Origin of the sequence: Azospirillum isscasi (assembly GCF_030849505.1) — a bacterium.
Lineage (GTDB): Bacteria > Pseudomonadota > Alphaproteobacteria > Azospirillales > Azospirillaceae > Azospirillum > Azospirillum isscasi.
The window spans coordinates 1-9,567 of the sequence record NZ_JAUJFI010000193.1 but is presented as its reverse complement, the minus strand read 5'-3'; the positions used below and the strand labels follow the sequence as shown (position 1 = coordinate 9,567).

The following is a 9,567-nucleotide window of genomic DNA, read 5'->3' as shown; positions in this document are numbered from 1 at the left end:
GGCGCGGGCCGGGTCCATCAGCCGTGCGATCGCCGCCATGCCGCCGCGCGACAGGGCGCCCGACGCCAGCAGGGCGGGGATGACGGCGCGCGGCTCCGCCAGCGCCGCCAGCGCCGCGGCGCGGACCGCCACCGAGAAGACGATGGCGAGCACGCCGTAGCTGCCGACCCGGCTGTCCCGCATGATCTCCAGCTTGCGGGTCTTGTCGCGCCCGCCGCCGAAGCCGTCCGCGACGTCCGCCGCCCCGTCCTCGTGCAGGGCGCCGGTGACCCAGACCATCGCCCCCAGCGCCAGCAGCGCCGCCGGCAGCGGCGGCAGATGGGCCAGCGCGGCCAGCGCGTAGACCGCGCCGCCGAACAGCCCGACCCCGGCGCCGACCAGGGGGAACCAGCCCATGGCGCGGGCGTGGGCGTCCTCCGCCGGCGGGCCGGACAGGCGCAGCGGCAGCCGCGTCAGGAAGACCACGGCCAGGGCCAGATCGGCGGGCCAGCGGGAGACGGGCGGGGCGGATTCCTCATGCATCGTCTTTGGGAGTACGGCAACCCCACGCCCGCCGCAACGGATAACAGACCGGACGAGAGGCGCTTTGACAGCGGCCCGCGAATGGTCCAAGGTCGCGCCGCTTTTTTCATCGCCTCTCCATCACCGCATCCTCTGCCGTCAGCGCCAGGACCCTTCGCCATGAGCAACACGCAGCCCGCCATCACCTTCGAGGAAATCCGCGCGCTCGTGCGCAACCTGCCGGGGCCGGACCTCGACGCCGGCACGGCGGCGCTCCAGCGCGAACGGCAGCTCACCAAGCCCGCGGGTGCGCTCGGCCGGCTGGAGGAGGTCGCGCAGTGGATGGCGACGTGGCAGGGCCAGCACCCGGCGGAGGTGCGCCGCCCGCGCGTCGCCGTCTTCGCGGGCAACCACGGCATTGCCGCCCGCGGCGTCTCAGCCTACCCGGCGGCGGTGACCGCCCAGATGGTCGCCAACTTCCAGAACGGCGGCGCCGCCGTGAACCAGCTCTGCGAGGTGGCCGACGCCGACCTGCGCGTCTACGAGCTGGATCTGGAAACCCCCACCGCCGACTTCACCCAGGGGCCGGCAATGGGCGAGGAGGACTGCTGCCAGGCCATGGCCTACGGCATGATGGCCGTGGAGAGCGGCGTCCAGCTTCTGGCGCTGGGCGAGATGGGCATCGGCAACTCCACCGCGGCGGCGGCGGTCTGCCACGCCCTGTTCGGCGGCGAGGCCAAGGACTGGACGGGCCGCGGCACCGGCGTGGACGACGAGGGGCTGGCCCGCAAGGTCGCCGCCGTGGAGGCCGGTCTGGCCGCCAACCCGCAGGCCAAGGACGACCCGTTCGAGGCCCTGCGCCGCTTCGGCGGCTATGAGCTGGCGGCGATCGCCGGGGCCATCCTGGCCGCCCGCATGGCGCGGGTGCCGGTGCTGCTGGACGGCTACGCCTGCACGGCGGCGGCGGCGGTGCTGTTCAAGGCCGACCGCCGGGCGCTGGACCATTGCATGGTCGCCCACCGCTCCGTCGAGCCGGGCCACGACCGCCTGCTGGCCGCCATCGGCAAGGAGCCGCTGCTCGATCTCGGCATGCGTCTGGGCGAGGGCTCGGGGGCGGCGCTGGCGATCAACATCGTGAAGTCGGCCTGCGCCTGCCACGCCGGCATGGCCACCTTCGCCGACGCGGGCGTCAGCACCCGCGGGGCGTGAGGGGCGGGGCGTCGCTTGCCCCCACCCTAACCCTCCCCCGCCCAGCGGGGGAAGGCCGGGGTGGGGCAACGCTCCTACAGCAGCCCGTCGGCGAAATCGGTGATGAGGGCGGACAGGAACAGGTCGAGCAGGACCAGGACCGCCGCCGCGATGCCGGAAATCTCCAGCGCGGTGCGCATGACGAACCACTGGTAGGTCAGCATCGCCAGCATCACGCCGAACACCAGCCCTTCGGAGATCGGGCCGGGCAGCAGCCCGGTGGCGGCCAGGATGACCACCGGCAGATAGACGGTCATCTGCACGACCGACGACCAGTTGTAGGCGCACAGGAAATCCAGATAGCGGGCCTGCCGGTCCAGCACCCCGCTCACCCCGTGCATGACCACCGGGAAGGCCGTCCAGCTGACGACGTAGGCGATGGCCTCCACCATCACGATCTGGAACAGCGGCGTGTCCGGCACCTGGTCCCACAGCCGGATGGCCAGAAGCAGCGCCCAGGCCGGGGCGACGATCACCGCGGCGTAGAAGGACTTCCACGCGCCCTCCGGCGTGCGGTCCAGGTGCTGCAATCCGGTGGGGTCGAACCGCGCCAGACGATAGGCGCCGAAGACGGAAGTGGCGACGTCCCGGGCGGTCAGCGGCATGTTGCGGTCACCGGAGGGTGGTGGGGGCGGTCAGGCAAAGCCCTGCGTCAACCGATCCGGTCGAACACGGTCCGCAGGACCTCGCCGTATATGTCGGTCAGGCGGGTCAGGTCGTCCAGCGTGGTGTGCTCGTCCACCTTGTGCATCGTCTGCCCGACGAGGCCGAACTCCACCACCGGGCAGAAATTCTTGATGAAGCGGGCGTCCGACGTGCCGCCGGTGGTCGAATAGTCGGGGCGGCGCCCGGTCACGCGCTCCGCCGCCTCGGCGACCAGTTCGGTCAGCGGGCCGGGCGGCGTCAGGAAGCTGTCGCCCGACACGAAGTGATCCAGCTCGTAGGTGCCGCCCACCCGGTCGAACCGCTCGCGCAGCCACGCCACCAGCGTGTCGGCGGTGTGCAGGTCGTTGAAGCGGATGTTCAGCGTCGCCCTGCCCAGCGCCGGGATGACGTTGTGCGCCGGGTTGCCCACGTCGATGGTGGTCAGCTCCAGGTTCGACGGCTGGAAATGCGGGGTGCCGGCGTCCAGCGGCTCCGCCGTGATGGCGGCCAGCATGCGGGCCAGCCGGGGCAGCGGGTTGTCGGCCAGATGCGGATAGGCGACGTGCCCCTGTGCGCCGTAGACGGTCAGGAAGGCGGTCATGCTGCCGCGCCGCCCGATCTTGATCATGTCGCCCAGCGCCTTGGGGTTGGTCGGCTCCCCGACCACGCAGGCGTCGAGCGTCTCGCCGTTGGCCCGCATCCAGTCCAGCACCTTGCGGGTGCCGTTGATGGCGACCCCTTCCTCGTCCCCGGTGATCAGCAGGCTGATCGAGCCCTTGGGCGCTCCGCCCGTTTCCTTGGCGGCCTTGACATGGCGGGCCGCGGCGGCGACGAAGGCGGCGACCGCCCCCTTCATGTCCACCGCACCCCGGCCATAGAGGCGCCCGTTGTGGATCTCCGCCGCGAAGGGGTCGATGGACCAGCCCTTCAGCTCGCCGGGGGGCACCACGTCGGTGTGCCCGGCGAAACAGAAGTTCGGCCCCTCCGTGCCCAACCGGGCGTAAAGGTTGTCCACCGGCGCCGTGCCCTCCTCCTCGAACCGCAGGCGGTGGCAGACGAAGCCCAGCGGCGCCAGCGCCGCCTCCAGCACGCCCAGCGCACCGCCGTCTTCGGGCGTCACGCTGGGGCAGCGGATCAGGGCCTGCGCCACCGCGACGGGATCGCAGGGATCGAAGGAAAGGGCCGCGGCGTCGGTGCTCATCGTGTCGTCTTCCCCCGCGTCAGTCGCGCAGCAGGTCGTTGATGGAGGTCTTGGCGCGGGTCTGCTCGTCCACGCGCTTCACGATCACGGCGCAGTAGAGGCCCGGACCCGGCGTGCCGTCCGGCAGCGGCTTGCCCGGCAGGGTGCCCGGAACCACGACGGAGTAGGCGGGGACGCGGCCCACGAAGACCTCGCCGGTGTTGCGGTCGATGATCTTGGTGGATGCGCTGATGAAAACGCCCATGGACAGCACGGCGCCGCGCTCCACGATCACGCCCTCGACCACCTCGGAGCGGGCGCCGATGAAGCAGTCGTCCTCGATGATGACCGGGTTGGCCTGGAGCGGCTCAAGCACGCCGCCGATGCCGACGCCGCCCGACAGGTGGACGTTCCGGCCGATCTGGGCGCAGGACCCGACGGTGACCCAGGTGTCCACCATGGTGCCGCTGTCCACATAGGCGCCGACGTTGACGAAGCTGGGCATCAGGATGACGTTGGGCGCCACATAGGCGGAGCGGCGGACGACCGCGCCCGGAACGGCGCGGAAGCCGGCGGCCTGGAACTGGGCTTCCGACCAGCCTTCGAACTTCGGCGGCACCTTGTCGTACCAGGAGGCGCCGCCCGGCGCGCCGGGGATCGTCTCGTTGGCGTTCAGGCGGAAGGACAGCAGGACCGCCTTCTTCAGCCACTGGTTCACCACCCAGCCGGCGTCCGTCTTCTGCGCGACGCGCAGATCGCCGGAATCGAGGCCGGACAGGGCCTCCTCCACGGCGTCGCGGACGGCGCCCTTGGTCGAAACGTTCAGGGTGTCGCGGGTTTCCCACGCGGCGTTGACGGCGGATTCGAGGCTGGCGTGGCTCATGGCGGCATTCGCTGGGCTGTCTGTTCGAGGGTTCGGAACATGGGCCGCGCCGCTGCGCCTTGTCAACGTCGCCTTGTTCTTATGGGGCCTATGGGGGCTTCAGGGGACGGCTTCCCCCGCGACCTCCTCCAGCCAGGCCGGCAGGTCGTCCACGGTGTGGTCGATGTGGCTGCCGGTGCCGACTCCGCCCCCGTCGGGGCGGGCCCAGTCGGCCTCGCTGCGCACCCACACGGTGGTCATGCCCATGGCGTGGGCGGGGACGAGGTTGCGGGCGATGTCCTCCACCATGCAGGCGCGGGCGGGGTCGATGCCGTAATGGTCCACCAGGATGGCGTAGGGGCGCGGGTCGGGCTTGGGCACGTAGCCGGCCTCGACGATGCCGAAGATCGCCTCGAAGCAGCCGTCGATGCCCAATTGCCGCGTCACGTTCTCCGCATGGCGGACCGAACCGTTGGTGTAGATGATCTTGCGCCCCGGCAGCCGGTCCAGCGCGCCCGCCATGCCGGGGCAGGGCGAGACGGGCGTCACGTCGATGTCGTGCACGTAATCCAGGAAGGGCACCGGATCGACGTCGTGCTCCACCATCAGGCCGCGGAGAGTCGTTCCGTGCTCCCGGAAGAAGCGCTTCTGCATGACGCGCGCCTCGTCGTAGGTGATGCCGAAATGCCCGGCGATGAAATCGCCGATGCGCCGGTCCACCTGGGCGAACAGGTTGCAGGAGGCGGGATACAGGGTGTTGTCGAGGTCGAAGATCCAGACCCCGGTGTCGCGGAGGGAAGCGGTCATGGCCTGAACAATGGGGCTTTGCCCGCCCGCCCGCAAGCCGCTTCGCCGCATGGCGCCTTTCCGTTCCGGCATGGAGCTGTTCTCAATGAATGGTTGCGCACGGGCAACGTCCAAACCGCCTGAAGAAAGATTCGGGAAAGAAACGCATTTTTCCGGTATACTCGCTGTCGCGCAGTCCCAGGTCCACACCGTGCCCGCAGACCCAACATCCGAAGCTCCGCCGGCCAACCCGCCCGGCTCCGTTCCGACGCCCATGCTCCTGGCCGCTTTCCCCGGCCCGGCGATCTGGCTGGATTCCGGCCATGGGGTCGCCGCGGCCAACGCCGCCGCGGACGAGCTTCTGTCCGGCGACGGGCGCTGGCTGGTGGACATCCAGGCGTGGCTGGCGACCTGCAGCGTGGCGCCGGGCCTGCGCTCCGTTCCGGTCGAGCTGCCGCGCGGCGTGACGATCGTCGAATGGGCGGCCACGCCGCTGCCCGACGGGGAAATCCTGCTGCTCGGGCGCGACGCCACCCTGGAGCGGCAGCTCCGCCAGACGCTCATCGAGTCGCGCCGCCGCTACAAGGATCTGGTCGAGGTTTCGAGCGATTTTGCCTGGGAAACGGGCAAGGACGGGCGATTCGTCTTTGTCACGCCCAAGGGAGCGCTGGGTTACAGCGCCGATGCGTTGATTGGTCGCAACCCCAGGGATCTGGCGGTGAGCGAGTGGGGCGACCTGCCGTTGCCCTTCGACAGCCACCGCCCCGTCGACCAGGCCGAGCTGTGGCTGAAGCGGGTGGACGATCTGCCCTCCTGCTTCGTCGTGTCGGCGGTGCCGCTGTTCGGTCCGCAGGGCGAGTGGGTGGGCGCGCGCGGCGTCTGCCGCGACACGACCGAGCAGGTGCTGCGCTCCGCCGAGCTGGCGCGGGTGCGCAACCGCGAGAAGATGCTCGCCCACATCGTCCACACGCTGCGCGACCAGCTCGACGCCGAGAAGGCGCTGCACGTCGCCGCGGCCGAGACGGCCCGCGCGCTGGGCGCCGACGGCTGCCGCATTTACCGCGCCTTGGAAACGGGCGCCCTGCGCCCCGCCGCCGACTTCGCCGCGGAGATCCCGGAAGAGCTGCTGTCGGACCTGTCGCGGCCCGTGCTGGAGGAAATCGCCGCCGGCGAGGACCCGCAGGATCTGACCCTGGGGGCGAACCGGCTGCTGGCCGCCCGGACGGAGCACCGGCAGGCCGTCAACGGCGCCGTGGTGATCTGGCGCGGCGACGATTCCGACCCCTGGGACGAGGAGGACCGGATGCTGCTGTCCGGCGTGGCCGACCACATCGGCATCGCCCACGCGCATCTGGCCTATCAGGAGCGGCTGCGCCGCCTGTCGGAGCGCGACGGGCTGACCGGCCTGTTCAACCGCCGCACCTTCTTCGAGCGGCTGGAGGAGGCGCTCAGCCGCCCGGAGACCGGGCCGTCCGCCCTGCTCTATGTGGACCTCGACAACTTCAAGGCGGTGAACGACCTGCACGGCCACCAGCAGGGCGACGCGGTGCTGAAGGCCATCGGCGGGCTGCTGACCAGCGGCGTCCGGCCCGGGGACCTTCCGGGGCGGCTGGGCGGGGACGAGTTCGTCCTGTGGCTGGGCCGCACCGACGAGGACGGGGCCGCGGTCGTCGCCGAACGGCTGCTCTCCGGCATGGCCGCGCTGCGCCACCTGTCCGCCGGCCCGGACAAGCCGCTGGGCCTGTCCATCGGCGTCGCCGTGCACCGGGCGGGGTATGAAACCGTGCAGGAGCTGACCGACCGCGCCGACTCGGCGATGTACGACGCCAAGAAGCGCGGAAAGGGCCATTACGCCCTTGCCCCGGCCCCCGCGATGGCAACCTCCCCGGTGGTGGAGACGTTCCCATGACCGCCCGCGGCGACCGCGCCGACCCCCAGCTTCTCGACCCCACCGATTACGAGGCGGCCAAGCGGATGGCGCGCAGCGCCGACCCGGCGGTGCGCCGCCGCGTCGCCGCGTCGCCGCAGACCCGGCCCGAGCTGCTCTATTTCCTGGCCGCCGACACCGCGGCGGAAGTCCGTCAGGCCATCGCCACCAACGCCGGCACGCCCCGTCAGGCCGACCTGATGCTGGCCAAGGACCGGGAAGTCGCGGTGCGCGGCGCCGTGGCGCAGAAGATCGCCCGGCTGCTGCCCGACCTGTCCGCCGACCAGGCGTCGCAGATCGAGCGGCTGACCCTGGAATGCCTGGAGGCGCTGGCCCGCGACCAGGCAACGGAGGTGCGCGGCATCCTGGCCGAAGCGCTGAAGGACCTGCCCGGCGCCCCCTACGGCGTCATCAACACGCTGGCCCGCGACGTGGAGCTGTCGGTTTGCGCCCCGGTCTTGCAATTCTCGCCGATCCTGACCGACGAGGATCTGTCGGACCTCATCATGCGGGGGCCGGTGGCCGGCGCCCTGTCGGCCATCGCCGGGCGCAAGTCGGTGTCGGCCTCCGTCGCCGACGCCATCGCGCGGTCCGACGACGAGGCGGCGGTGACCGCCCTGCTCGCCAACCCGTCGGCCCAGATCCGCGAGGAGACGCTGGACCGCATCCTGGATCAGGCGCCGCAGCACGAGCCCTGGCATGGCCCGCTGGTGCGCCGCCCGCGCCTGCCGGCCCGCGCCGTGGCGCGTCTGGCCAGCTTCGTCGCCGACAATCTGCTGAAGGTCCTGCGGGAGCGCACCGACCTCGACCCCGCCGCCGCCCACGCCCTGGCCGAGGGCGTGCGGGCGCGGGTCAACCGCGGGGCCGGCGGCAACAACGGCGGTCCCGGCGGCGCCCGCGGCCTCGTCGATTTCGGGGAGGAGGAACTGGGCCATCCGCCGGGCGACAAGGACAAGGCGGCGGAACGCCCGTCCGACAAGGCCGCGCGGCTGAACAAGGAAGGCAAGCTGACGGAGAAGCTGCTGGAAGGCGCGCTGGCCGAGGGCGACCGGGCGCTTGTCCTCGCCGGGCTGGGCGAGTTGGCGCAGCTTCCGATGCCCATCGTGGACCGCATCATCGGCACCCACGCCCCCCGTGCCGTGACCTCCCTGGTGTGGCGCTGCGGGCTGTCGATGCGCTTCGCCCGGCAGGTGCAATTGCGCATCGCCCAGATTCCGCCAAAAACCGCGCTTATGGCTCGGGAAGGCGTCCTTTACCCGATGTCCGACGACGAGATGCGCTGGCAGCTCGCCTTCTTCGGAGTCGAGGAGAAAGCCTGACGCCGTGCCACCACACGGACCCGTCCATGCGCGCCCTGGCCATCCTTCTTCTGTTCCTCGGTCTTTCCGTTCCGGCTCTCGCAGCCCCGCCGCCGGGCTCCCCGGAGGAGCGGGAGGTCGCCGCCCTCTTCGAAAGCGCCCGCACCGCCCTGGCGCAGAAGCGCGGCGCGGCGGTTGTGCCGCTGCTGTCCCGCGCGTCGGTGGACAAGCTGGAGCAGGTGCGCGGCGCCGCCCGCAGCGGCGGTGACGCCGGCCTTGCCAAGCTGGAGCCGGCGGAGAAATTCGCCGCCATGGGGTTGCGCCGCTACGTCAGCCCGGCCGACCTGCGCCGCATGTCGCTGGGCGAGCTGGCCGATCATGGCATGAGGAACGGCTGGCTCGGTCCCAACGTGATCGGCAGCAGCGGGCTGGGCCCCGTGCGGGTGCGGGGCGACCGCGCCTCGGCCCTGCTGATGGTGGACAACCGCCCGGCCCTGGTTCCCGCCGACTTCGTGCGCGAAGGCGGCAAATGGAAGATCGATCTGTCCGGCGTCTTCACCTTCGGCAGCCAGATGCTGAAGGGTTTCGCCGCCATGTCGGGCAAGAGCGAGGACGCCTACATCGAGGACATGCTTCAGAAGCTGCCCGCCAAACCGGCGATGATGCACCGGTGAGGCGACCGCGAAGGGATAGGTTAACATCGCGTTGCGCGTTACACCTCCTGCGGCGGGTTGGACCGTTGCGTGGAATCCAGGGATTGCGTTAGAGTCGCACCGCACGCACTAAGCGTTGGTGCCCTTCATGACCGCTCCGGATGGCTATCCCTTCGACGCGCTGGACGCGCGGCGCACCGCGTTGAACGACGCGGGCGCCGGGCTTTTCCCGTCCGCCGCGGCCAGCGCCGTCCCGGAGCGCAGCGCTCCGCAGACCGTTTCCTACGCCGTTCCCTGCGCCGCCGATTTCGCCGCGGCGGCGGTCCGTCTGGCCGCCGCGCGGGGCACGGACGTTTCCGCGCTCGCCGCCTCCGCGTTGCTGCTGGTGCCCGAACGGATGCCCGATCCGGGTGTGCCGGACGGAGTGCCGCGGGCCGTCCTGGAGTTGCGGCTGCTGCCGGGCCACG

General features: G+C 71.3%; 9 protein-coding genes and 1 pseudogene. 5 read left to right on the top strand and 5 right to left on the bottom strand.

Annotation, left to right across the window (positions count from 1 at the left end; translation table 11 throughout):
* Positions 1–522: adenosylcobinamide-GDP ribazoletransferase (locus QSG27_RS25315; protein ID WP_306711063.1), on the bottom strand; the 522-nt coding region annotated here is incomplete at its 3' end.
* Positions 523–681: 159 nt separating this feature from the next.
* Between QSG27_RS25315 and cobT the strand changes: the two genes are divergently transcribed.
* Positions 682–1,710, top strand: a complete 1,029-nt coding sequence (gene cobT / locus QSG27_RS25310; RefSeq protein ID WP_306711060.1) for a nicotinate-nucleotide--dimethylbenzimidazole phosphoribosyltransferase — start codon at positions 682–684, stop codon at positions 1,708–1,710.
* A gap of 74 nt (positions 1,711–1,784) precedes the next feature.
* Here the strand turns inward: cobT and QSG27_RS25305 are convergent, their stop codons facing one another.
* From QSG27_RS25305 to QSG27_RS25290, 4 genes are all read right to left on the bottom strand, one after another.
* A complete protein-coding gene (locus QSG27_RS25305; protein ID WP_306711058.1) occupies positions 1,785–2,354 on the bottom strand; it encodes a hypothetical protein in 570 nt (189 codons plus the stop codon).
* Between the two features lie 47 nt (positions 2,355–2,401).
* On the bottom strand, positions 2,402–3,595 hold the full coding sequence (gene dapE, locus QSG27_RS25300; protein WP_306711055.1) for a succinyl-diaminopimelate desuccinylase: 1,194 nt from the start codon (positions 3,593–3,595) through the stop codon (positions 2,402–2,404).
* Between the two features lie 19 nt (positions 3,596–3,614).
* Positions 3,615–4,457: a 2,3,4,5-tetrahydropyridine-2,6-dicarboxylate N-succinyltransferase gene (gene dapD, locus QSG27_RS25295; RefSeq protein WP_306711053.1), complete on the bottom strand. Its 843-nt coding sequence runs from the start codon at positions 4,455–4,457 to the stop codon at positions 3,615–3,617.
* Positions 4,458–4,556: 99 nt separating this feature from the next.
* Positions 4,557–5,243, bottom strand: a complete 687-nt coding sequence (locus QSG27_RS25290; RefSeq protein ID WP_306711051.1) for a pyrimidine 5'-nucleotidase — start codon at positions 5,241–5,243, stop codon at positions 4,557–4,559.
* A gap of 253 nt (positions 5,244–5,496) precedes the next feature.
* On the opposite strand from QSG27_RS25290, the gene QSG27_RS25285 reads away from it, so the two are divergent.
* From QSG27_RS25285 to QSG27_RS25270, 4 genes and pseudogenes are all read left to right on the top strand, one after another.
* A complete protein-coding gene (locus QSG27_RS25285) occupies positions 5,497–7,131 on the top strand; it encodes a sensor domain-containing diguanylate cyclase (protein ID WP_306711049.1) in 1,635 nt (544 codons plus the stop codon).
* Positions 7,128–8,468, top strand: coding sequence for a DUF2336 domain-containing protein (locus QSG27_RS25280; RefSeq protein ID WP_306711047.1), 1,341 nt, complete (start codon positions 7,128–7,130; stop codon positions 8,466–8,468). The genes QSG27_RS25285 and QSG27_RS25280 overlap by 4 nt, the downstream gene beginning before the upstream one ends.
* A gap of 26 nt (positions 8,469–8,494) precedes the next feature.
* Positions 8,495–9,121, top strand: a complete 627-nt coding sequence (locus QSG27_RS25275) for a hypothetical protein (protein ID WP_306711046.1) — start codon at positions 8,495–8,497, stop codon at positions 9,119–9,121.
* Positions 9,122–9,248: 127 nt separating this feature from the next.
* Positions 9,249–9,567 (top strand): annotated as a pseudogene (locus QSG27_RS25270) (hypothetical protein); the annotation flags it as partial.

What these genes read in the sequence shown, in the direction of transcription:
- QSG27_RS25280 (WP_306711047.1), top strand. Translation starts at nt 7,128, where the DNA reads ATGACCGCCCGCGGCGACCGCGCCGACCCCCAGCTTCTCGACCCCACC.
- QSG27_RS25285 (WP_306711049.1), top strand. Translation starts at nt 5,497, where the DNA reads ATGCTCCTGGCCGCTTTCCCCGGCCCGGCGATCTGGCTGGATTCCGGC.
- dapD (WP_306711053.1), bottom strand. Translation starts at nt 4,457, where the DNA reads ATGAGCCACGCCAGCCTCGAATCCGCCGTCAACGCCGCGTGGGAAACC.
- QSG27_RS25305 (WP_306711058.1), bottom strand. Translation starts at nt 2,354, where the DNA reads ATGCCGCTGACCGCCCGGGACGTCGCCACTTCCGTCTTCGGCGCCTAT.
- QSG27_RS25275 (WP_306711046.1), top strand. Translation starts at nt 8,495, where the DNA reads ATGCGCGCCCTGGCCATCCTTCTTCTGTTCCTCGGTCTTTCCGTTCCG.
- cobT (WP_306711060.1), top strand. Translation starts at nt 682, where the DNA reads ATGAGCAACACGCAGCCCGCCATCACCTTCGAGGAAATCCGCGCGCTC.
- QSG27_RS25290 (WP_306711051.1), bottom strand. Translation starts at nt 5,243, where the DNA reads ATGACCGCTTCCCTCCGCGACACCGGGGTCTGGATCTTCGACCTCGAC.
- dapE (WP_306711055.1), bottom strand. Translation starts at nt 3,595, where the DNA reads ATGAGCACCGACGCCGCGGCCCTTTCCTTCGATCCCTGCGATCCCGTC.